Raw genomic sequence first — 23,229 nt, 5'->3', positions numbered from 1 at the left:
CGCTGACGTTCAGCGCCTGGATTTCAGGCGCTGAACGTAACCCACGGCGCGGCATCCTGCCGCGCCGCGTTTATTCGCCCACCAGCATCGTGTCCTGTGGCGCCCGGTCGCGCTGCGCTTTGGTGGCGAGGAAGTAAATATAGCCGACCAGCATGATGGCAAAGAACAGCGCGCCAATCACCGGGTTAAACCACAGCATCGCCAGCAGACAGACCACCGACAGCAGCAGGGCGATGCCCGGAACAATCGGATAGCCCGGCGCGCGGAAACTGCGGGGCATTTCCGGCGCGCTGCGGCGGAGTTTAAACAGGCTCAGCATGCTCATGATGTACATCACAATCGCGCCAAACACCGCCATGGTGATCATCGCCGCCGTCAGCGTCATTCCCTGCAGATTAATCACGCCATCGCTGTAAATCGCCGCGATGCCCAGTACGCCACCGAGAATAATCGCCCGATGCGGGGTCTGGAAACGTGACAGTTTTGCCAGAGAAGGCGGCAGATAGCCCGCGCGTGCCAGAGCAAAAAACTGCCGTGAATAGCCGAGAATAATGCCGTGGAAGCTGGCAATCAGACCAAACAGGCCAATCCACACCAGCATATGCATCCAGTTAGAGTGTTCGCCGACAATCATTTTCATCGCCTGCGGCAGCGGATCGTTTATGTCCGAGAGTTTGCGCCAGTCGCCCGCGCCGCCTGCCATCAGCATCACGCCAATCGCCAGCACCACCAGCGTCAGAATCCCGCTGATGTAGGCGCGGGGAATGGTTCGGGTGGGATCTTTTGCCTCTTCGGCGGCCATCGCTGCACCTTCAATGGCAAGGAAGAACCAGATGGCGAAGGGAATGGCGGCGAAAATACCGGAGAAGGCGGGCATGCCGAAGGTGTCGCTGCCTGCCCAGCCGTGCGCAGCAAAATTCGCCAGGCTAAAGCCGGGTGAGACCACGCCCATAAACACCAGCAGCTCAATGACAGCCAGCACGGTGACAACCAGTTCGAACATCGCCGCCAGTTTTACACCCAGAATATTCAGCGTCATGAACACCAGGTAAGCCCCGACCGCTGCGGTTTTTGGGTTGAGCTGGGGATACTGCACATTGAGATAAGCCCCAATCGCCATGGCGATCGCCGGTGGCGCAAAGACAAACTCAATCAGCGTCGCCAGACCGGCAATCAGTCCGCCGGTTTCGCCAAAGGCGCGACGACTGTAGGCAAAGGGCCCGCCCGCATGAGGGATCGCAGTGGTCAGTTCGGTGAAGCTAAAGATAAAGCAGGTATAGAGTGTGGCGATCAGCGCGGTAGTGACCAGAAATCCCAGCGTGCCTGCCACAGCCCAGCCGTAACTCCAGCCGAAATATTCGCCTGAGATCACCAGGCCAACCGCAATCCCCCACAGGTGCAGGGTGCCCAGCGTGGGCTTGAGTCTGTTTGTCATACTGTTATCCCCGTCGTTGTTGGTCGCACGCGGCGTTACACCGCCATTACGACTAAAGTAAGGTGATAATGCCGTTGCATTACTCACCACGACTTGACGCGGGCGCAGTGACTTCTGTCCTCCACGGTCAACTCACAGGCAACAACCGGGCCGGATGCACGCTGCGGTCAACTTTGTCTCTTCTGAGGTCAAGCAGCTCACCTTCTGGCAACGCATGCTGAGATAACGCAAGTGAAAAGGAGCCGGACTGATGAGCGCTAAACAATATGACAACCTGACTGATTCCCAACTCACCCTGATGGCGCAGCAGGCGCTGGCCTGCTATCCCGCCGCGCTACAGGGAGATCTCAGCCTGCTGTGCCGCTCAGAGAATGCCACATTCCTCTTGCAGGCAGCAGGCCGGCGTTATGCACTGCGGCTGCATCGCGGCGATTACCATCAAAAAGCGGACATTGTCAGTGAGCTGCTGTGGCTCGATGCGCTGCGTGAAACCGGCATTATGGTGCCGGAAGCGGTGCCGGACAAAGAGGGTGAAACCGTACTGACGCTGCGACTGCCGGATGGCGGTGAGCGGTACGTAGTGTTGTTTCACTGGATTGATGGCGAGATGCCAACCACCGACGTCGATCCCCGCGCTTTTCAGCAGCTGGGCACGATTACCGCGCGGCTGCATCAGCACAGTAAACAGTGGCAGCCGCCTGCGGGTTTCCAGCGGATTATCTGGGATCACCACACCATGACGAGTAGCGAGAGTCACTGGGGACGCTGGCAGGATGCGCCTAATCTGAATCCCGCCGATCACGGCGTGGTCGAGCAGGCGATAAGTCAGGTGGGTGCGTCGATGGCGCAGTTTGGCAAAGGATCTGATCGTTATGGCCTGATCCACGCCGATCTGCGACTCACCAATCTGCTGCTGCACAAGGGTGAAACGCGGGTGATCGACTTCGATGACTGCGGACTTGGCTGGTATCTGCACGATCTGGCGGCGGCGATCAGTTTTGTTGAGCATCATCCGCGCGCGCCAGAGTGGATCGATCACTGGATTCGCGGTTACGAGCAGGTGGCGCATATCAGCGACGCGGAGATGGCCATGTTACCCGCGCTGCTGATCCAGCGTCGCATCCAGCTCACTGCATGGGTGGGATCCCATGCCGAGACTGAAATGGCGCACAGTCTGGGTCCGGAGTGGGCCAGCCATTCGGTTCGTCTTTGCCGCCGCTATCTGGACGGTCAGCAGCTGCCGGTTGGCGTCTGATGCACCAGCGGCGGGCGTGACTGCGCCGCCGCAGTGCCCGATGCTATGCTCACGCGCAGCCTGACGCCCCCACAGGCGGCGTGGCAGGCATCGGGGACCTGGTATGGAATTTGCTCTGATCATGTGACGGGTGATCCACCTGAATTCTGACAGAGGCGACCATGAATCCGACACTGATAAAGCCTGATGCCTTTGCGGCCTGTTCTGCAGCGGCGGGCGCAGGCAATCACGGCGTGCTGGCAGCGGCGGCGACCGGCTTAAGCGACTTTATTCATACCCAGGGCGGCGATGTTGATCGCATCTTCGGCATCAGCGGCATCGATCCCGAGCGCCTGGCCAGCCCGACGCTGAGTCTGGGACTGGTTAACTACTGTCGGGTACTGGAAGAGGCGGCGCGTCACTCTGGTTTTGATAACTTCGGTTTGCACTACGGCAGGCAGTTTAAACCGCAGTCATTAGGCCTGATAGGTTATATCGGCTTGTGCTCCGACACGCTGGAGCAGGCGCTGCACAATGTGGTCAATGCGTTTCCCTGGCATCAGCACGACACCTTAACCCGGCTGGTGGATAAGGGGGAGTGCTGGCGGCTCGACTATCAGGTGCGACACGGCGCAATCCTGTCGCGCCGTCAGGATGCCGAGCTTACACTTGGCATGTTTATGAATCTGATCCGTCACGTGGCAGGCAGGCACTGGGCACCTCGTGAAGTTCACTTTGAACATCCGCGTCCCGGCCAGTGGCACGATCACTGTAAAGTGTTTGATGCGCCAGTCTGGTTCGATCAGCCGTTTAATTCGCTGGTGATCCCGAAGCGCGATCTGCTGCGCGCAATGCCAGAGAGCGATCCGATCCTGTTGATGGTGATGCAGGATGCGATCCGGCGGCTTAATCGTGGTACGTCACAGCAAAGCATGATTGAACAGGCGCGATCGCAGGTTAATTTATCGCTGATGCAGGGCGAGCCGGTGCTGGAAGAGGTGGCGGATAAACTCGGGCTGTCGAGCTGGTCACTGCAGCGGCGACTGCGCGAAGAGGGCAGTAGCTTTACCGCGCTGGTGGATCAGGTGCGCTGCGAAATGGCGACATATTATCTGCAGCAAAAGCAGCTGCCGATCTCAGAGATGGCGCTGCTGCTGGGCTATTCGGAAGTCAGTGCGTTCTCACGCGCGTTTCGCCGCTGGTTTGGCATCAGTCCGCGCCAGTGGCGTCAGGAAGGTCTGGCCAGCTAACCGCGCGGCGCAAAGCCGAACCACGCCGGTTGCCCGGGCTCCGGTGGCGGCGGCAGATCGCGGGTCTGCGCCACCAGCTGCCAGGCACGCAGGCAGAGCGCTTCATCACCCTGAGTCTGGGTCACCGCATAATGTCTGCTGTGCGCCTGCCACTCCATCCGTACCAGACATTGCTGGCCCGCATAACGCGCCGCATCCGTGAACTGCCTGTTGAGCACCGGCTGCATTTGATTAGTCCAGTGACAGGATTTGCTGTCCGGATCTTTCGCAGGCTGACAAAGATTTGCCACACTATCCTGTTGCTTTGTCACAGGTTGCTGACAGGCGCTGAGCGACACTGCAATAATCATCCCCAGCAATATTCTCATCTTCATATTAATTAAATTCATTTAACTGGCCAATTTTCCTTAAAGATCTTCCTGTCTGCTGCCGACAGTCTACAGACCGGCATCATGAATGCTATGGCATTACTCCGACTGTCGACAGAACCAGAATTTACCGCCCTGGCGCGGATTACGTCTCTTTTACTTCATGGATTAGAAATGCAGAAAAATTATGCCTTTGCGGCACTCTCCCTGTTAATGGCGTCGCTGATCAGCGGCTGTGCCACCGAATCTTCCCGCGCTATTCAGGCCCCGCAGGTTCGCGCAGCCAGTCAGCCGGTTTACCAGGGCGTGCGCAGCCCGATTGCGGTAGGCCAGTTTGATAATCGCTCCTCGTACATGAACGGCATCTTCTCTGATGGCGTCGACAGGCTGGGCAATCAGTCGAAAACCATTCTGATTACCCATCTGCAGCAGACCAATCGTTTCAGCGTGCTGGATCGCAGTAACCTGAAAGAGCTGCAGCAGGAGTCGGATTTCAAACGCAGCCAGCAGAATATCAAAGGCGCGAACTACATCATCACCGGTGATATCACCGAATTTGGCCGCAAAGAAGTGGGCGATCAGCAGCTGTGGGGCATTCTGGGCCGCGGCAAAACGCAGGTCGCCTATGCCAAAGTGAATCTGAACGTGGTGGATGTCACCACTTCTGAAGTGGTCTACAGCTCCCAGGGCGCAGGCGAGTACCAGCTTTCGGCGCGTGAAGTCATCGGCTTTGGCGGCACCAGCAGCTATGACTCAACGCTGAACGGCAAAGTTATGGATCTGGCGATTCGTGAAGCGGTCGATCATTTAGTGGATGGAATCAACAACGGCGCATGGCGTCCGGCTAAATAAGGAAGCAGTAAATGAAGATGATGACACTGAGCAGCCTGCTGATTGCCGCAGCGCTGCTGGCCGGCTGTGCGCCAAAAGCGCCGAAGACGATCTACTACTGGGGCGATTATCAGCAGCAGGTCTACAGCTACTATCAGCCGGGCAGCGATCCGCTGAAGCAGATTGATGCGCTGAATCTGGATATCGAAAAAGCCCGTGCTGTTAACCAGCCGGTTGCGCCTGGCCTGCATGCCCAGCTGGGTCTGCTCTTTGCCAAAACCGGCGACACCAATAAAGCCTTTGAGCAGTTTGCCATCGAGAAGCAGCTGTTTCCCGAATCGGCACCTTACATGGATTTTCTGATGAGTAAAAAACAAGGAGTGGTTCAGTGAAAAAACTGATTGCCCTGAGCGGCGCGCTGATGGTGTTGTTGCTGACCGGCTGTGCGCACCCGAAAAAACCTTATGATTACAGCGCGTTTCGTGCCAGCAAGCCCGCCTCAATTCTGGTGTTGCCTGCGGATAATAAATCACCGGATATCAACGCTGCTCACAGCCTGAACTCGCTGGTGACGCGTCCGCTGGCCGAAGCCGGTTACTACGTCTTCCCGGTGGCGGTTGTTGAAGAGACCTTTCAGCAGAATGGCGTGACCAGCGCCACTGACGCCCAGGCGGTCAGCGCGAAGCGTCTGAATGAGATTTTCCATGCCGACAGCGCGCTCTATGTCTCGATCAGCGAATATGGCAGTAGCTATCGGGTCATTGACAGCGTGACGACCGTGACGGCCCAGGCACGGCTGGTGGATCTGCGCAGCGGCAAAGAGATCTGGCAGGGTAAGGCCACTGCCAGCGACAGTGAAGATAACAACAATAACAATGGCGAACTGGTGGGGATGCTGGTGAACGCGGCGATCAAACAGATTGCCAGCAACGTCACTGATAAAGCGCACACCGTGGCCGGACTGACCAGCAATCGACTGCTGTCCCAGAACGAGCAGGGCGGGTTACTTACCGGCCCACGCTACACGCTGGTTAGCGCCCGCTGATCAGACTCAGACGGGCGCGCTGGCGCCCGTTATCCCTGCGGCAGTTCCAGCTGGCTGTAGCCTAACCCATTCATCTTACGCACTTTAATCTGCACCGGAATACGCTCTTTCATCGCTTCCACGTGGCTGATCACCCCAATGGTTTTACCGCTGGCGTTAAGCGCGTCCAGCGCATCCAGCGCGGTATCCAGCGTCTGAGCATCCAGCGTGCCGAATCCCTCATCCAGAAACAGCGATTCGATACGCGTTTTATGACTGACCAGATCCGATAACGCCAGCGCCAGTGCCAGACTCACCAGAAAGCTCTCGCCTCCCGACAGCGTGCGGGTGTCGCGTGCCGCATCAGCCTGCCAGGTATCGACCACATCCAGCTCCAGCAAATCCTGCGCCCGGCGTTGCAGCAGATAGCGGCCATGCAGCCGATCAAGCTGCCTGTTAGCGAGCGACACCAGATGATCCAGCGTTAGGCCCTGGGCGAAGCGCCGGAACTTGTCGCCGGTCGCGGAACCGATCAGATCGTTGAGCCGGCTCCACTGCGCCAGCACCACACCATCCTGTTCAATCTGCGTCATCAGGCTCTGCTGACGGGCGCGAAGGCTGGCATCGCTGTGCAGCTGCTGCTGAACCTGGCCCTGCAGGCTGGCGTTGTCGCGCAGGGCCAGCCGTAACTGCTCGAGCTGCTGTGCCAGCGCTTCGGCGGATTCCGGCATCGCGTCAGGCTTCGCCTGCTGATGGACACTGAGCCGCTGACGCAGATCTGCCCGTCGCGCCTGCTGCTGCTGGCATTGCTGGTCGAGCTGCTGCAGCTGCTGACGCAGTTGCAGCGCGGTCTGCTCATCCAATAGCGCCGCGCGCAGGCTGGCTTCATCCGCGAATCCGGCGCTCTCCAGTGACTGCTGCAGTGCACTTTCCGCCTCTGTCAGTTTGCCGCTGAGCGTCTGACGCTGATTTTCCAGTCCCGACAGCTCACCCTGCAGGCGACTGACTTCAGCCTGCGCCTGCTGCAGGGCAGCGAGCTGCTGCGCCAGCTGTTCATCAGACTGCTGAATGCGGGCCTGCATCTGCTGACGGGCGAGGGTGACTTCGCGATCGCCAAACAGCGCCTGACGCTGCTGACGCATTTCACCTAACTGTCTCTGGCTCTGCTGTTGTTGCTGTTGACGGATGGCCAGTTGCTGCTGTTCCTGCTCTGCCTGCTGTTGCAGGGCGGTGAGCTGGGTTTCGCCTTTTAACAGTTGCGGCTGCAGGTTAGCGAGCAACTGCTCACTCTCCTGCCAGCGCTGCCAGCGCCTCTGCTGTTCCGCCAGCCACGTGTCGCGATTCGCGGCATCCGGAAGGGCAAGGTTGTGGTCGCTGAACTGTTGGGCTAAACGGGATTGCAATTGCGCCATGGCCTGCTGTTCCTGCTGCTTCCGCTGGTGCAGCGCATCCAGCGCCTGCTGCAGGCTGATCAGCGACTGCTGCGCCAGTTGCTCTGCCTGCAGATGTTGTTGCCAGGCCTGCAACTGCTGAAGATGGTGATCTTTCGCGGCCTGACGTGCCTGTTCGGCGGCTTCCTGTGCCTGCCGCTGTTGCTCAAGCTGGCTTTCGTGTTCGCTTTGCTGCTGCTGCCACGCGGCTAACGCTTCGCGGTCGACAAGGGTGAAGGTAAGTGCCAGCTCACCGCTTAGTGCCTGCCATTGCTGCTCAAGCTGGTCAAGCTGACGCTGCATTTCCGCGATTTCGTCACGCAGGGTCTGCTGCTGAACGGCAGATTGCTTTAGCTGTTCGCTTTTTGCCGTTCCTGCTTCACGCAATGCCTCAGTTTGCTGCAGCAGCGCAGCCCGGCGCTGCTGGTTAGCACTCACTTCCAGCGTGCTGTAGGTTTCAACAGCCGGATGGGTGCAGGAGCCGCACAGCGGGCACGGCTGATCGGGGGTGAGCCGGGCGCGGTAATCGCTGAGATCGATAATCTGCTGCTCCAGCGCACAAATTTTTTCAACGTCATCCAGCTGCTGCTTTTCGCGTTTCCACGTTTCACGCAGAGTCTGAAGTTCCGCTTCGCTCTGCTGTTGCGCTTTTTCAAGCGCGGTCAGCCGCTGCTGGCGCTGATTCAGCTGCTGATGCAGTGGCTGCCACTGCGTGGAGAGCAGCAACAGTTGCTGACGGGCCGGACGGCTACTCTGCAACTGGCTTAATGCCTGCCGCAGTGCAGCGGGCGGATGCTGTTCATGAAGCGAAGTGAGTGCCTGCTCCGCCTGCAACAACGCCTGGTGCGCCTGTTGCTCCGCCTGCTGGCGCGGCAGGGCCTGCTGTGCCTGCTGTTGCTGTTTCGCCTGCTGGGCGTCGATCTGTTTTTGTTGCTGTTCGCACTGCTGCTGCAGTTCGGCCAGCGTCGCCTCACGCTGTGCCAGCACGGCAAAGTTCTCCTGCCATACCGGCAGTGAAGCGCCCCAATGCGCCAGATCGGCAAGCTGCTCACGTAACTGATGCTGTTCAGTCATCGCCTGCTGCACTGACATCACCTGACGCTTCTGCTCCGCCAGTCTGTTCTGCGTCTGGTCAGCCTGCTGTTGCTGGCGGGCATTTTCCTGCTGTTGCTCTGCAAAGTGCTGCTGCAGCGTCATGATTCGCTGATCCAGCGGTAATACCTGTTCCGTCAGCAGGTTCTCCTGCTGCTGCTGTTCCTGAAGCGCCTGCTGGCGGGCCGTCTGAGCAGCAGCGTAATTTTGCTGATGCTGCTGCTGTTGGTTCTGCGCCTGCTGCGCCGATGCGGTCAGTTGCTGGCAGTGGCTCTCGATCTGCTGCTGTTCGGTGCGTAATGCATCACGCTGCTGCAGTTTTATCCGCAGCTTTTCAGCCGGTTCGCTGCGAGCCAGCCGCTGGCGGTCCGTCTCTGCCGCCTGGGATGCAGACTGAGCCTGCTGCAACGCGGCATCAGCCTGCTCACTCTCCTGCTGTAACTGCTGCGCCTGCTGCTGCCACTGCTGCTGCTGCTGCGCCTGTTGATAGTGCGCGCTGAGCCGCTGTTCCGCGTCGGTCAGATCGGTGAGCTGCAGTTGCAGGGCGTCACGTGCGTCACTATCCAGCAGTGCCATCGCACCCGCCTGACTGCGCAAGATATCCAGCTGCGTTTTCGCCTCTTTGTGACGCTCGTAGATAGCGGCGGAGATCAGGCCGTAAATTTCGGTGCCGGTCAGCTCCTCCAGCAGTTCGGCACGCTCACTGGCTTTAGCGTTGAGGAAGGCGGCAAACTGGCCCTGCGACAGCATCATTGAGCGGGTAAAACGTTCGAAATCAAGCCCGGAGAGAGTTTCGATCATCTTCAGCTTGTCACCGACTTTATCGGCAACAATGGTGTTGTCGGCGCAGCGCGCCAGCTCAACGCGCGGGGCCTGCAGCTTACCGTCAGCGGTGCCGCGCGCACGGTTCTGGCTCCAGAAGGCGCGCCAGGCTTCGCCTTTGATCTCAAACTCTACTTCAGCCAGACATTCGGCACAGTCGCGCGTCATCAGCGCATTCTGGCTCTGGGAAATCGCGCCCAGGCGCGGCGTCTGGTGATAGAGCGCCAGACAAATGGCGTCCAGCAGGGTGGTTTTACCTGCGCCGGTCGCGCCGGTTATGGCAAACAGGCCATTGCTGGCAAAAGGCTCGGCGCGGAAGTCGATGAACCATTCACCGCGCAGAGCATTAAGGTTTTTAAACCGTAGCGTGAGGATCTTCATTGGGTCTCTTCCATGGCGGCCAGCGTCTGGCGGAACAGGGTGGTCATCTCGTCGATTTGCGCAGGTTGCAGCTCCTCATCCAGCGCGAGCCGGCGGGCAAAGACCTCTTCCACTTTCAGTTCACTCAGGGTTTCGTTGTCGAGCCGCGCCAGGCTCTGCTGCCGCTGCTCGCGGCTGCGGCGCAGCAGCAGGACTTCAACCGGCAGCGTGGCGGTCAGGGTTTCGACCTGATGCTGCAGATCGCTGAGGTACTCCTGCGTGGTGACTTCGATGTCGAGCCAGGTCGGCTTCTCCTGCTCAGCCGTGCTGAAGGCGTGTAACTGTTCCGCAATCTGTGCCAGCGATCCTTTCAGCACCTGCATCGGCTGCGCCTGCGGCACCACCAGCGGCGTAACGGATTGCAGGCCGCTTGCCGCAAGCTCCAGCAGAAAGACGCTTTTTTCGCTGCCCAGCTCATCAAAACTCAGCGGAATGGGCGAGCCGCTATAGCGGATATGCTCGCTGCCCGCCACGCGCTGGGCGCGATGAATATGGCCCAGTGCAATGTAGTCAGCGGCCGGAAAGGCACTGGCGGGGAAGGCATCAAGCGTACCGATGTAGATGTCACGCACCGAATCGCTCTGGCTGACCCCGACGGTGGTGAGATGTCCGGTAGCGATAATCGGCAATGCATGGCCCAGCGCCTGGGCGGCGGCAAAGCGCTGCTGATAGTGATGGGCAATCGCCTCCAGCAGCGAGGTCTGTTTATCGCGCCCTGACTGACCCGCCCGGCTGCGCAGAATATCGCGCGGTCGCAGATAGGGAATGGCACAGAGCAGCGCGCCCGGTTCGCCCTGGCGTGTGTTCAGCAGCAACACATCATCCTGCTCCTGGGGGGTGGCGATTACCCGGGTGTTGAGACAGGCGAGCAGTTCGCGTGACTCATTCAGCGTCGCCACGGAATCGTGGTTGCCCGCCAGCACAATCAGCTGACAACCGGTGGGCTGCAGCGCCACCACAAAGCGGTTAAACATCTCGCGGGCGTAGCTGGGCGGCGTGCCGGTATCAAACAGATCGCCTGCAATAATCAACGCATCCACCTGATGCTGTTCAATCTGGATCAACAGCCAGTCGAGAAACGCCTGATGTTCGGCTGCCCGACTTTTGTTGTAAAAGAACTGCCCCAGATGCCAGTCCGCAGTATGAATGATGCGCATGATGAGTCCCTGCCGTTGTGATTCGCCCGGCGATTATACTGGCTCTGCGGCCAAAGCGAAAAATTGTCGCTGCGCTGTCATAAATGATTACCAACGGCGTTACAGGCAGGTTATGTTTTTCATAAAAGTGTCACAAATCTGACGCATAATGGCGCCGCGAATCTCAGTGACAGCCGTCATAATCAGCAGGAGTAATAATGGCTAAGCGCATTTTGGTTGTGGAGGATGAAGCCCCCATCCGTGAAATGTTGTGTTTTGTTCTGGAGCAGAACGACTATCAGCCAATTGAGGCGGAAGATTATGACAGTGCCGTGGGCAAGCTGATTGAACCCTGGCCCGATCTGATTTTACTGGACTGGATGTTACCTGGAGGCAGCGGTATTCAGTTTATCAAGCATCTGAAACGCGAGGCGATGACACGGGATATCCCGGTGATGATGCTCACCGCGCGTGGCGAAGAGGAAGATCGGGTGCGTGGCCTGGAAGTGGGCGCCGATGATTACATTACCAAGCCGTTTTCGCCTAAAGAACTGATGGCGCGAATTAAAGCGGTGATGCGCCGTATTTCACCGATGGCGGTGGAAGAGGTGATTGAGATGCAGGGACTGAGTCTGGATCCTTCTTCACATCGCGTGATGTCCGAAACCACGCCGCTGGAGATGGGCCCGACCGAATATAAGCTGCTGCACTTCTTTATGACTCACCCGGAACGCGTATACAGCCGCGAACAGCTGCTGAACCACGTCTGGGGCACCAATGTGTATGTGGAAGATCGCACTGTTGATGTTCACATTCGCCGTTTACGTAAAGCGCTGGAAGTCTCCGGCCACGATCGCATGGTACAAACCGTCCGTGGAACAGGGTATCGTTTCTCTGCCCGCTACTAAACGGAGCCTTTACCGTGCTGGAACGCCTCTCCTGGAAGAGATTACTGACAGAACTGCTGCTGGCCTGTCTGCCTGCGGTGCTGCTGGGCCTGCTGTCTGGCGGTTTGCCCTGGTGGTTGCTGCTGAGCGTGGTCATGGTGCTGTTATGGCATTTCCACAATCTGATGCGGCTGTCGCACTGGCTGTGGCTCGACCGCACCATGACGCCACCCGCCGGGCGTGCCAGCTGGGAACCGCTGTTTTATGGTCTTTACCAGATGCAGCTGCGCAACCGGCGGCGGCGACGTGAACTCGGTAATCTGATCAAACGTTTCCGCAGCGGTGCCGAGTCGCTGCCGGATGCGGTGATCCTGACCACGGAAGAGGGCACTATTTTCTGGTGTAACGGTCTGGCGCAACAGCACCTGGGTCTGCGCTGGCCGGAAGATAATGGCCAGAACATCCTCAATCTGCTGCGTTATCCGGAGTTCTCACGCTATCTGCGCCAGCGCGATTTTGACAAGCCCCTGACGCTGGTGCTGAACAACAAACTTCACATGGAATTTCGCGTCATGCCCTACAGCGAGGGGCAGTGGCTGCTGGTGGCGCGTGATGTGACGCAGATGCATCAGCTGGAAGGGGCGCGCCGCAACTTCTTTGCCAACGTCAGCCATGAGTTACGTACGCCGCTCACGGTGCTGCAGGGCTATCTGGAGATGATGAACGACTCGGTGATGAGCGAGCCTTCGCGCAGCAAAGCGCTGCACACGATGTCGGAGCAGACGCGCCGTATGGACAGCCTGGTCAAACAGCTGCTGACGCTGTCGCGCATTGAAGCCGCGCCTGCCATCGATCTGAAAGAGAAGGTGGATGTGCCGGTCATGCTGAAACTGCTGCAGCATGAGGCGGCGACGCTAAGTGGCGGTCGTCACGATATTCATTTCCATACCGATCCCCATCTGAAAGTGTTCGGCAACGATGAACAGCTTCGCAGTGCTATCTCCAATCTGGTTTATAACGCGGTGAATCACACCCCGGATGGCACGCGGATCGATATCAGCTGGCTGCGCGGCAAACAGGGCGCCACCTTCCGGGTGTGCGACAACGGGCCGGGTATTGCTTCAGAACATATTCCCCGTCTGACCGAGCGTTTCTACCGCGTCGATAAAGCGCGTTCACGCGCCACCGGGGGTAGCGGGCTGGGTCTGGCGATTGTGAAACATGCGCTGAGTCACCACAACGCGCGGCTCGACATCACCAGCGTGCCGCACCAAGAGACCTGTTTTACGTTTACGCTGCCCGCGAGGTTGATTGTCAGCAGCGTGATGCAGGAGAATGCCGTTCATTAATGGCTGCCGGATCTTCCTGATGCGCATTCTTCTTGTATTGATTGTTACGCTGCTGCCGGGCCTGGCGCTGGCCCAGCACGGCACGCTCTCCGGCAATCTCAGCAGTGTCGGCTCAGATACGCTTGGCTATCTTATGACCCTGTGGGGCGAGGATTTTAGTCGGCAGGCGCCGGGCGTCAATGTGCAGGTTCAGGCCTCCGGTTCCTCAACCGCACCGACCGCGCTGGCAGCAGGTGCCGCACAGCTCGGTCCGATGAGCCGCCCGATGCAGGCCGATGAGCGGCAGGCTTTTGAGGCGCGCTACGGTTATCCGCCGCTGGCGGTGCCGGTGGCGATGGATGCGCTGGTGGTGGTAGTGAATCAGCGTAACCCGCTGCAGCAGATTGAACCGCGTCAGCTCGACGCCATCTTCTCCATTACCCGTCTGTGTGGCGCACACAGTGTGCCGCTGCGCTGGGGCGATCTCGGTTTAACCGGCGCGCAATGGAACAAACGCCCCATTCAGCGCTATGGACGTAATTCCGCCTCCGGCACCTGGGGTTTCTTCAAACAGCAGGTGCTATGCAAAGGCGATTTCCGCAGCGACGTAGCGGAGTTTCCTGGCTCGGCCGCGGTGGTGCAGGCGGTGGCCGGTAATTCGCGCAGCATCGGCTACGCCAGTTTTGGCTTTCATCTCAGCGGCGTAAAAATGCTGGCGGTGACGAATGATCAGGGCCAGGCGATTGCTCCGGATGCCGATGCTATTCGTAGCGGCCGTTATCCCTGGGCGCGCCCACTCTATCTCTATGTTAATAAAGCACCCGGTAAACCACTGCCGCCGCTGGTGGCGGCATTTCTGCAGCAGGTTCTTTCACCACAAGGACAGCGGCGGGTCAGCGAAGCGGGCTATCTGCCGCTCTCAGACAGCCAGATGGCAGAGGCGCGCGCCGCCCTGCGTTAATCCCGGTTGAATTTTTTTCATCATCCCTGAATTTTCTTCAGTTGCAGATGCATGCCACTCATGACACTCTGTTTTCAGACATGTAGCCATCCGGATGGCTATTTATTTCAGGGTGTAATGATTTCCTGTCGTTATTACCGGCAGGAGAGACAGGAGTGATCATGCAAAGAGAAACCGCCCCGTTCCGTGCCGACACCGTTGGCAGTTTTCTGCGTCCCGCTGCGATTAAGCAGGCGCGCGAAGCGTTTGCTACCGGAGAGATTGATGCGGCGGCCCTGCAGCAGGTCGAAGATGAGGCGATTCGCGATGTGGTAGCGAAGCAACGTGAAAATGGCCTGAAGGTGGTCACCGATGGCGAGTTTCGTCGCGGCTGGTGGCACTTCGACTTCTTCTATGGCCTGAATGGCGTTGAGCGCTATGAAGCGGAACAGGGCATCCAGTTTAATGGCGTGCAGACCAAAGCGCATGGCGTGAAAGTGGTGAGCAAACTCGGTTTCCCGGCGGATCATCCGATGCTGGCGCATTTCCGTTTCCTGCAGAGTATTGCCGGGGATGCGGTGCCAAAAATGACCATTCCCAGCCCCAGCGTTTTACACTTCCGCGGTGGCCGCAAAGTGATTGATGCAGAGGTCTATCCCGATCTGGCGGACTACTTCGAGGATCTGGCGCAGACCTACAAAGCGGCGATTCAGGCCTTTTATGATGCGGGCTGCCGCTATCTGCAGCTGGATGACACCGTCTGGGCTTATCTCTGCTCTGAAGATCAGAAGCGCGATATCCGCGAACGCGGCGACGATCCGGATCAGCTGGCACAGATTTACGCTCAGGTACTGAATAAAGCGCTGGAGGATAAGCCTGCCGATCTGACGGTGGGTCTGCATGTCTGTCGCGGGAACTTCCGCTCCACCTGGATCTCAGAGGGGGGCTACGGGCCGGTGGCAGAAATCCTGTTCGGCAGCGTCAACGTGGATGCGTTCTTCCTGGAGTATGACAATGCCCGGTCCGGCGGCTTTGAGCCACTGCGTTACATTAAACGGGGTCATCAGCAGGTGGTGCTGGGTTTAATCACCACTAAGGTGGGTGAACTGGAAGATCCGGCGCAGGTGAAAATCCGGCTGGAAGAGGCGGCGCAGTACGTCAGCCTGGATCAGATTTGCCTCAGCCCGCAATGCGGTTTCGCCTCAACTGAAGAGGGCAACAGCCTGAGTGAAGCGCAGCAGTGGCAGAAAATTCGTTTGGTGGTGGATATCGCGAATCAGGTCTGGTAGTGCTGTAACGTTGTGCAGACAGGCGCGTAAAACGCGCCTTTTGTGTATCTGAAACCCCGTTCATGCGGGGATTTCTCACGCTCTGTCTATTATTTAGGCACATCATCTTGTGTCCCTGCAGCAAAAATTAACGCTATCCACTGCCTTTGGGAAAAATGGTGGTATAACCTTCTGGTTTTCCGATCCCGTATTGCCTTTCACCGCTATAAACGTTTTACTTAGCGCCGTTGTCGATCCATCCCTCTGTGAACAGAATAAAAGCAGCTTAAATCACCTGCGCTTTACCCTGCGACGAGCATAATGCGCTGACATTGTCAGCCAGATCGCGGTTTACACGCAGCGAGGGGACAACACTAACCCAACTTCCACCGCAACATCAGTGACAGGCCGTATGACACATCGTTTAACTTCGAAGGACATTCTCGCGCTGGGCTTTATGACATTCGCCCTGTTTGTTGGCGCGGGCAACATCATTTTCCCGCCAATGGTCGGTATTCAGTCTGGTGAACACGTCTGGACCGCCGCAATTGGTTTTCTGATTACCGCAGTCGGGTTACCGGTGATGACCGTGATCGCGCTGGCTCGCGTCGGCGGCGGCGTGGATGCACTCAGCACTCCGATTGGCAAGGTTGCGGGCATTGTGCTGGCTACCGTGTGCTATCTGGCTGTTGGGCCGCTGTTTGCCACCCCGCGTACGGCAACGGTTTCATTTGAGATGGGTATTGCGCCGCTGACCGGCGATGGTGCGCTGCCCCTGTTTATCTACAGCCTGATCTACTTCGCGCTGGTGATTGGTGTATCGCTTTATCCGGGCAAACTGCTCGACACTGTAGGTCACTTCCTTGCGCCCTTGAAAATTATCGCGCTGACCGTGCTGGGCGTGGCTGCACTGGTGTGGCCGGCGGGTGGCACCATTCCCGCGACCGTTGATTATCAGCATGCGGCGTTCTCAAGCGGTTTCGTTAACGGCTATCTGACGATGGATACGCTGGGCGCGCTGGTTTTTGGCATCGTGATTGTCAACGCCGCCCGTTCGCGTGGCGTCGACAATGCCGCGCTGCTGACGCGCTATACCGTGCTGGCAGGCCTGATCGCGGGTCTGGGCCTGACGCTGGTCTACCTTTGCCTGTTTAAGCTGGGCGCGGGCAGCGGTGCGCTGGTTGATCAAAACGCCAACGGCGCAGCGATTCTGCATGCGTATGTTCAGCACACCTTTGGCAATATGGGCAGTCTCTTCCTGGCCGCACTGATTTTTGTTGCCTGCATGGTGACCGCCGTTGGCCTGACCTGTGCCTGTGCGGAATTTTTTGCGCAATACCTGCCGTTATCGTATAAAACGCTGGTGTTTATTCTGGGTCTGTTCTCGATGGTGGTGTCGAACCTCGGCCTGAGCCACCTGATTCAGATCTCCATCCCGGTACTCACGGCGATTTACCCGCCTTGTATCGTGCTGGTTGTACTGAGTTTCACCCTCAACTGGTGGAACAAGAGCAGCCGGATTATCGCGCCAGCTATGCTGGTAAGCCTGCTGTTTGGCATTGTTGATGCGATTAAAACCACCGGGTTTAAAGATTTGCTGCCCGCTTTCAGTCAGCATCTGCCGCTGGCCGATCAGGGTCTCGCCTGGTTGCCGCCGTCGCTGGTGATGCTGCTGATTGCCGCTGTTGTTGATCGGGTGAAGGGGCCGGAACAGGTTGCCGTTCACTCGTAACAGAACGCACTGATTTTTCTTTAACCACGGGCCTGCCCGTGGTTTTTTCATTTCACAGGTACAGGTTGTTATGCAAGAAACCAACAAGCTCAAACGCGGACTGAGCACGCGCCACATCCGTTTTATGGCGCTGGGATCGGCGATTGGCACCGGGCTGTTTTACGGTTCCGCCGACGCGATAAAAATGGCCGGCCCGAGCGTGCTGCTCGCCTATATCATCGGTGGGGCCGTGGCTTACATCATCATGCGTGCGCTGGGTGAGATGTCCGTTAATAATCCTCAGGCCAGTTCCTTTTCACGCTATGCGCAGGACTATCTTGGGCCGATGGCGGGTTACATTACCGGCTGGACCTACTGTTTTGAGATCCTGATTGTCGCGATTGCAGATGTCACCGCGTTCGGCATCTATATGGGCGTCTGGTTCCCCGAGGTGCCGCACTGGATTTGGGTGCTGAGCGTGGTGCTGATCATCGGTGCCGTCAATCTGATGAGCGTGAAAGTGTTCGGTGAAGTGGAGTTCTGGTTCTCCTTCTTCAAAGTCGCCACCATCATTGTGATGATTCTGGCCGGTTTCGGCATGATCATCTGGGGGATTGGCAACGGCGGCCAGCCGACCGGCATCCATAATTTATGGACCAATGGCGGCTTCTTCGCGCACGGCGTGGTCGGCATGCTGCTGTCGCTGCAGATGGTGATGTTCGCCTACGGCGGCATTGAGATTATCGGGATTACGGCGGGTGAAGCGAAAGATCCGGAGAAGTCGATTCCGCGTGCGATTAACTCAGTGCCGTGGCGCATTCTGGTGTTCTATGTCGGTACGCTGTTTGTGATTATGTCCATCTACCCATGGAATCAGGTAGGCACGTCGGGCAGCCCGTTTGTGCTGACATTCCAGCATCTTGGCATCGCCGCCGCCGCCTCTATCCTCAATTTTGTGGTGCTGACCGCGTCACTCTCGGCGATTAACAGCGATGTGTTTGGTGTGGGTCGCATGCTGCACGGAATGGCGCAGCAAGGCCATGCGCCTAAAGTCTTTATGAAGGTCTCTTCACGCGGAATTCCGTGGGTGACGGTTGTCGTGATGATGTTTGCCATGCTGATTGCGGTCTATCTCAACTACCTGATGCCCGAAAAAGTCTTCCTGGTGATCGCGTCGCTGGCGACCTTTGCAACAGTATGGGTCTGGATCATGATTCTGCTGTCGCAGATCGCGTTCCGTCGCAAAATTGGCAAAGAGGCGGCCAGTAAGCTGAAGTTTGCACTGCCAGGTGGCAGCTGGACGGCGGGTGTCGGCGTTGCCTTCCTCTGCTTTATCATCGGGCTGATTGGATATTTCCCCGATACCCGTATTTCACTCTATGTGGGTATGGTGTGGATAGTGGTATTGCTGCTGGGTTATAAGCTGGTGCGTAAAACCCGCTAATCCTCTGTTCTGCTCTCCCGATTTATGGGGGAGCAGAACACGCTATTTCCCCTCTCAAATTTTCCCCGCATCTGATTATTTATGTGATCCCCGCCACAACACGAACTCCTTTTATTCGGCACTTATTGTGTATCAGCGAAATAAGGTCATGCATCACATTATTTCAGCAAATAGTTCCGGGAATGATTATTTCAAAGAGCAGTGAATATCACGGAGGATGCAAACCGGGGACAGGGACACAAGAGAGCCTGAGCAGGAGAGGGTGCAGCTAATCGGGCACGAAGGGTAATAAAGGCAGAAATAAAAAACGGCGAAACCAGTCGCCGAAATACTCAAGGATTACAGGAAAATAGTTAATAAAGGGATGATTGACGTAACTATCGTAAAACAAAACGGGTAGCGCTGATAGTCAGTCGTTTTAAATAAGAATAGGTCGGAGTGGCGTTAATTAACCGTGGTTAACATTAATAAGGCCGCATTGAGACTGCGGCCTTAATTTCATTAGCCACAGACTCAGGGCAATATAACCGAAACCGGCAACACAGCGCTGTTATCCAGGTTTTTCCGCAGCTGAGTCAGCGTGGATTGATAAGGGCAGAGCACGCCGACATGGGTAACTCTGCAGTCTGACTGATGCCATTCCTGATGTAATAACGGATGTTTATCATCAATTGGTTGCAGCTGTCGGATACCATCCAGACTCTGCGCCTGAAAATAGAGTCGCAAAAAACGTTTGCCACTGTGTATGTCGCGCCAGCGCTCCAGCACCAGACTGCTGCCCGGCGGAATGTTGCCGCGTGAATAGCCGGGTAACTGCCAGCTAAAGTCCATCAGAGTGCGCACCATTGCGATGTTGGTGTCATGCGCCACCAGAATCAGCCAGCGGGTTGGCGAGCTGTCAGACGCAATTTCTGACAGCAGGGCGTTAAGCAGTATTGAGCCACGGTGCTGAGCCAGATAAAGGATATCGTTGCTCAGATCGTAGTTGGCGGTCAGCAATGGAAGCAGCGAGGTGATCTGCGCGGCCGAGGTGATGTGTCCCCAGGCGAGCTGATCAAACGGCAGGTTTTCGCTGTAACCCAGTCGCAGCGTCTCCACCATGCTCGCCATCACACTCAGCCCGTAAACGTAAGTATTGCCGTTGCGCGTCTGCCGAAACGCCCAGGGCGCATCAAACAACGGGCAATCTGTTGCGGGCGGGCAGACGGCAGCTTTCAGTTGCTGAATCGCCGGCTGCAGCTGCTGTTGTAGCCGGGCCAGATCGCCTGCTTTCTGCTGTTTCGCGGCGAGCTCCTGAGCGGGATCGGTCCGGGTGATGGTCAGCTTTTCGCTCTGAAACAGGGGATCGGCATCGCCTGCTACGTGATGCACGGGCACGCCGCAGCCGGGAAATGCGCCGTCCGTCAGCGCCGCGGCGGTGGCGCGGGTGCGCTGAAGCGGACTGGCGCGAACGTAGACCTCAGCCGCGTCAGGACAGCCCGTGCTCAGCAGCCCGAGCTGACGATAGCGATCGCCTTCCCAGCGTCCTTTATTCACCACAGCGCTGTAGCCATGGCCGGTCAGCTCACCATCGGCAGTGGTCCACTGCGTCCAGGGTTGCTGGCTGGCGGCTTCGATCTCTTTGCGATTGCCGGGCGTGGGCGGACGAACACCGTGACGGCTCAGTTCGACTACTTTCTCCAGCTGGTAATCCGCCGCCTGTGACGCCGGGCTTAGCAGCCAGAGAGAACTGAGGATCAGCGCGCAGCGGTACAGGGCAGGCATCGTCATTTATTCCTCCAGCGCCAGATTGCCGGTCAGCGCTTTTATTTTCGGGTAAAGGGCTGCATTGGACAGCAACACCGGGTTGCCGTTTTTCATTCCGTCATTACGCAGGTAATCATTGGTGACACCGCCTGCTTCACGCATCAGGACGATGCCCGGCAGACTGTCCCAGGGATGCATATGCGCTTCATAGTAGCCAATCAGCCGCCCGGCGGCGGCCCAGGCGCTGGTAAGCGCACCAGAACCGATACGAATAAACATGCCACCCTGTTCTGTTAAGCCGCGAATCAACCGCGAGGTACTTTCACCCGGTGTGCGGCTGGAGTTGCTGATGCCGAGTAACCCCTCGTTGAGATGCTGCGCGTCATGGGCCTGCAGACGGCTCTCATTAACCCACGCGCCCTGGCCCGCTCGTGCATGAAACAGCTCCTGATGGTTAGGATCGCAGACCACGCCGATCACCGGTTCGCCCTCACAGACGACGGCCAGCGAGACGCACCAGTTAGGCAGGCCATTGACGAAGCAGGCGGTGCCATCGATCGGATCAACGACCCAGATAAAAGGCGCGCCCTGGACCTCGCCACCGCTCTCTTCGCCATAGACGGCATCCTCAGGAAAACGCTCGGCAATTAACGACTTAATTAATGCCTCAACGTTACGATCAGCCTCGCTGACCACATCCTGCAAATCCCTTTTGTGTTCCACTACCAATGTCTGACGCTGTTGATACCATGACAAAGCCCGGCTGCCCGCAGCACGGGCAATGTCGCAGGCGTAACGATAACGCGCGTCTATTTCAGAATGCGAAGCGGATGACATCTTTTCCTCTTATGATTTTTTTGCCATAACGAACGGAAGGTGCGCCTGAGCAGGCGGTCTGGCTGTAATGTTTTCTTAGCTATTGTTAAGAAAGGCTTCATTAAGCCGCAGATAAGCAGCAATGGCAAGATGGCGGGAAGTCAGGAAAGCGGCTTTTTATTCAGACGAAAGCTGGCATCCGCCAGCCCGGCAGCAGAGGATCGGGTTTTACAGGGTTCTGCTGGTCGCCAGCGCCATTAAACGCGGATAAAAAATAAAAAACAGCGCTTCCAGCTGATCATAATGTTCGGTGAAATCATGGTAGGAGTCGCGCAGTGCCGCCAGGCGTGGACGGCGGCTGGCCATGCCGTGCAGCACCCGCTCAAGCCGTGCAGGCTGGGCATAATGCTCAAACCAGCGCTCACGCCACATCACAGCATTGAGTTCCTGAAATTCAGTGGGGGTATCTGGCAGTTGCGGCAGGATTTCGCGCTCGGCGGCGGCAGAAAACTGCACCAGCGTCTGCTCGGGTGTGAAACGCTGCCAGTGACGCGCCAAAAAATGGTCCCAGATGACATCCAGTGTGATGGGTGCCACGCGATACGTTTCCGCACGGAACAGCTGACGGGCGCTGCGCACTTCCGGCAGCCCATCGGTCATCACATCCAGACGACGATGCATCAGAATGCCGTCTGCAACAGGTGCAGACCAGTGCTGGTGCGGGTTGCCACGCACAAAGTCGGCCATTAAATTGCCGAGTAAGGAGCTGTTGGCCAGCTTAGCCAGATGGAGATGCGCAAGAAAGTTCATGCCGCATTATAGGCTGAACTGCCTTAGCGCAGCCAGTTGTTCAGAATTGGTCGTTTTTCCGCTAAACTGTGCCGCCTGTTTTTGCCTGAGAAAGAACATTTCAATGCGTGTCGCTGATTTTGCTTTTGAACTGCCCGAATCCCTGATTGCTCACTATCCCCAGGCGCAGCGCAGTGGCTGTCGCCTGCTGTCGCTCGATGGCCCCAGCGGGGCCTTGTCGCACGGTGTTTTCACCGACGTGCTGGATAAGCTGAATCCAGGCGATCTGCTGGTGTTCAACAACACCCGCGTGATTCCGGCGCGCGTCTTTGGCCGTAAAGCCAGCGGTGGCAAAATCGAAATGCTGGTAGAGCGGATGCTCGACGATAAGCGCGTACTGGCACATGTGCGCGCCTCGAAAGCACCAAAGCCGGGCGCAGAACTGCTTCTGGGTGAAGATGAGAGCGTGAAAGCGACGATGGTGGCACGCCACGATGCGCTATTTGAGATTGTCTTTGATGATGAGCGCGCGGTGCTCGATATTCTCAACAGCGTCGGCCATATGCCGCTGCCGCCCTATATTGACCGTCCGGATGAAGAGGCGGATCGCGAGCTTTATCAGACGGTTTACAGCGCCCGTCCGGGTGCTGTCGCGGCCCCGACCGCCGGTCTGCATTTCGATGAACCGCTGCTGCAGGCGCTGAAAGAGAAGGGCGTTGAAATGGCGTTTGTGACGCTGCATGTTGGGGCGGGGACTTTCCAGCCGGTGCGTGTCGAGACCATCGAAGAGCATCACATGCACGCAGAATATGCCGAAGTGCCGCAGGAGGTTGTTGACGCGGTGCTGGCCTGTAAAGCGCGCGGCAATAAGGTGGTCGCCGTCGGCACCACCTCCGTCCGTTCGCTGGAGAGCGCCGCCAAAGCGAGTCAGGATGCTCTGATTGCGCCGTTCTTCGATGATACCCAGATTTTCATCTATCCGGGCTATGAGTATCAGGTGATTGATGCGCTGATCACCAACTTCCATTTGCCCGAATCGACGCTGATTATGCTGGTCTCGGCGTTTGCCGGTTATCAGCACACCATGGCGGCGTATCACGCAGCCGTGGCTGAGCAATATCGTTTCTTCAGTTATGGTGACGCGATGTTTATCAGCAAAAATCCGCAGGCGCCGCTGGAAAAAGTGGGCGACTGATTTATTAACCGATAGCCGGAACCGCCTTAATAGCGTGAAGGTTGTATACATTGGACTGTTTCT

Annotated in this window: 19 protein-coding genes; 12 read left to right on the top strand and 7 right to left on the bottom strand. The window is 57.5% G+C overall.

The window, feature by feature from the left end:
- Nucleotides 1-70: 70 nt before the first annotated feature.
- Nucleotides 71-1,435: an ethanolamine permease gene (gene eat / locus EE896_RS14960; protein WP_008924864.1), complete on the bottom strand. Its 1,365-nt coding sequence runs from the start codon at nt 1,433-1,435 to the stop codon at nt 71-73.
- Between the two features lie 250 nt (nt 1,436-1,685).
- On the opposite strand from eat, the gene EE896_RS14955 reads away from it, so the two are divergent.
- Both EE896_RS14955 and qhpR read left to right on the top strand, forming a co-directional pair.
- Nucleotides 1,686-2,690, top strand: coding sequence for a phosphotransferase enzyme family protein (locus EE896_RS14955; RefSeq protein WP_105099445.1), 1,005 nt, complete (start codon nt 1,686-1,688; stop codon nt 2,688-2,690).
- A gap of 161 nt (nt 2,691-2,851) precedes the next feature.
- Entirely contained in the window at nt 2,852-3,919 is a 1,068-nt protein-coding gene (gene qhpR, locus EE896_RS14950) for an AraC-like transcriptional regulator QhpR (RefSeq protein ID WP_003852478.1), read from the top strand.
- Here the strand turns inward: qhpR and EE896_RS14945 are convergent.
- The gene (locus EE896_RS14945) at nt 3,916-4,308 is read right to left on the bottom strand and encodes a cell envelope integrity TolA C-terminal domain-containing protein (protein WP_003852479.1); all 393 of its coding nucleotides are present in this window, start codon (nt 4,306-4,308) and stop codon (nt 3,916-3,918) included. The two genes, qhpR and EE896_RS14945, sit on opposite strands and share 4 nt — an antisense overlap.
- Before the next feature lie 153 nt (nt 4,309-4,461).
- On the opposite strand from EE896_RS14945, the gene EE896_RS14940 reads away from it, so the two are divergent.
- From EE896_RS14940 to EE896_RS14930, 3 genes are read left to right on the top strand one after another with little or no spacing between them, the layout of a single operon-like run.
- Nucleotides 4,462-5,139 (top strand): CsgG/HfaB family protein, encoded by a 678-nt coding sequence (locus EE896_RS14940; protein WP_008924867.1) that lies wholly within the window; start codon nt 4,462-4,464, stop codon nt 5,137-5,139.
- A gap of 11 nt (nt 5,140-5,150) precedes the next feature.
- A complete protein-coding gene (locus EE896_RS14935; protein WP_008924868.1) occupies nt 5,151-5,510 on the top strand; it encodes a DUF4810 domain-containing protein in 360 nt (119 codons plus the stop codon).
- Nucleotides 5,507-6,163, top strand: coding sequence for a DUF799 domain-containing protein (locus EE896_RS14930; RefSeq protein ID WP_140916019.1), 657 nt, complete (start codon nt 5,507-5,509; stop codon nt 6,161-6,163). The genes EE896_RS14935 and EE896_RS14930 overlap by 4 nt, the downstream gene beginning before the upstream one ends.
- A 29-nt stretch (nt 6,164-6,192) precedes the next feature.
- Here the strand turns inward: EE896_RS14930 and EE896_RS14925 are convergent, their stop codons facing one another.
- Both EE896_RS14925 and sbcD read right to left on the bottom strand, forming a co-directional pair.
- A complete protein-coding gene (locus tag EE896_RS14925; RefSeq protein WP_140916018.1) occupies nt 6,193-9,867 on the bottom strand; it encodes an SbcC/MukB-like Walker B domain-containing protein in 3,675 nt (1,224 codons plus the stop codon).
- Nucleotides 9,864-11,063 carry an exonuclease subunit SbcD gene (gene sbcD, locus EE896_RS14920; protein WP_003852485.1) on the bottom strand — a complete coding sequence of 400 codons (1,200 nt, stop codon included), beginning with the start codon at nt 11,061-11,063 and terminating at the stop codon, nt 9,864-9,866. Before sbcD ends, EE896_RS14925 begins: the two co-directional genes overlap by 4 nt.
- Before the next feature lie 197 nt (nt 11,064-11,260).
- On the opposite strand from sbcD, the gene phoB reads away from it, so the two are divergent.
- The 6 genes from phoB (at nt 11,261) to proY (ending at nt 18,620) form a co-directional block, all read left to right on the top strand.
- The gene (phoB, locus tag EE896_RS14915; protein WP_003852491.1) at nt 11,261-11,950 is read left to right on the top strand and encodes a phosphate response regulator transcription factor PhoB; all 690 of its coding nucleotides are present in this window, start codon (nt 11,261-11,263) and stop codon (nt 11,948-11,950) included.
- A 14-nt stretch (nt 11,951-11,964) separates the two neighbouring features.
- On the top strand, nt 11,965-13,278 hold the full coding sequence (gene phoR / locus EE896_RS14910) for a phosphate regulon sensor histidine kinase PhoR (RefSeq protein WP_003852493.1): 1,314 nt from the start codon (nt 11,965-11,967) through the stop codon (nt 13,276-13,278).
- Nucleotides 13,279-13,297: 19 nt separating this feature from the next.
- The gene (locus tag EE896_RS14905; RefSeq protein WP_078804314.1) at nt 13,298-14,218 is read left to right on the top strand and encodes a PstS family phosphate ABC transporter substrate-binding protein; all 921 of its coding nucleotides are present in this window, start codon (nt 13,298-13,300) and stop codon (nt 14,216-14,218) included.
- Between the two features lie 161 nt (nt 14,219-14,379).
- A complete protein-coding gene (locus EE896_RS14900) occupies nt 14,380-15,486 on the top strand; it encodes a cobalamin-independent methionine synthase II family protein (RefSeq protein ID WP_140916017.1) in 1,107 nt (368 codons plus the stop codon).
- Nucleotides 15,487-15,877: 391 nt separating this feature from the next.
- Complete coding sequence (gene brnQ / locus EE896_RS14895; RefSeq protein ID WP_008924876.1) at nt 15,878-17,197, top strand: branched-chain amino acid transporter carrier protein BrnQ; 1,320 nt, start codon at nt 15,878-15,880, stop codon at nt 17,195-17,197.
- A gap of 70 nt (nt 17,198-17,267) precedes the next feature.
- Nucleotides 17,268-18,620 carry a proline-specific permease ProY gene (gene proY / locus EE896_RS14890; RefSeq protein ID WP_003852502.1) on the top strand — a complete coding sequence of 451 codons (1,353 nt, stop codon included), beginning with the start codon at nt 17,268-17,270 and terminating at the stop codon, nt 18,618-18,620.
- 513 nt (nt 18,621-19,133) lie between these two features.
- Here the strand turns inward: proY and EE896_RS14885 are convergent.
- The 3 genes from EE896_RS14885 to EE896_RS14875 form a co-directional block, all read right to left on the bottom strand.
- Nucleotides 19,134-20,390, bottom strand: a complete 1,257-nt coding sequence (locus EE896_RS14885; protein WP_008924877.1) for a histidine-type phosphatase — start codon at nt 20,388-20,390, stop codon at nt 19,134-19,136.
- Entirely contained in the window at nt 20,391-21,203 is an 813-nt protein-coding gene (locus EE896_RS14880) for an inositol monophosphatase family protein (protein WP_003852505.1), read from the bottom strand.
- A gap of 207 nt (nt 21,204-21,410) precedes the next feature.
- A complete protein-coding gene (locus EE896_RS14875) occupies nt 21,411-21,992 on the bottom strand; it encodes an ACP phosphodiesterase (protein ID WP_105099440.1) in 582 nt (193 codons plus the stop codon).
- 103 nt (nt 21,993-22,095) lie between these two features.
- Between EE896_RS14875 and queA the strand changes: the two genes are divergently transcribed.
- On the top strand, nt 22,096-23,166 hold the full coding sequence (gene queA / locus EE896_RS14870; protein WP_003852507.1) for a tRNA preQ1(34) S-adenosylmethionine ribosyltransferase-isomerase QueA: 1,071 nt from the start codon (nt 22,096-22,098) through the stop codon (nt 23,164-23,166).
- Nucleotides 23,167-23,229: the final 63 nt, after the last annotated feature.

It is taken from the genome of Pantoea eucalypti (assembly GCF_009646115.1).
GTDB classification, from domain to species: Bacteria; Pseudomonadota; Gammaproteobacteria; order Enterobacterales; family Enterobacteriaceae; genus Pantoea; species Pantoea eucalypti.
Note: the sequence above shows the minus strand (reverse complement) of the source record. Positions and strands in the feature narration are given on the sequence as shown.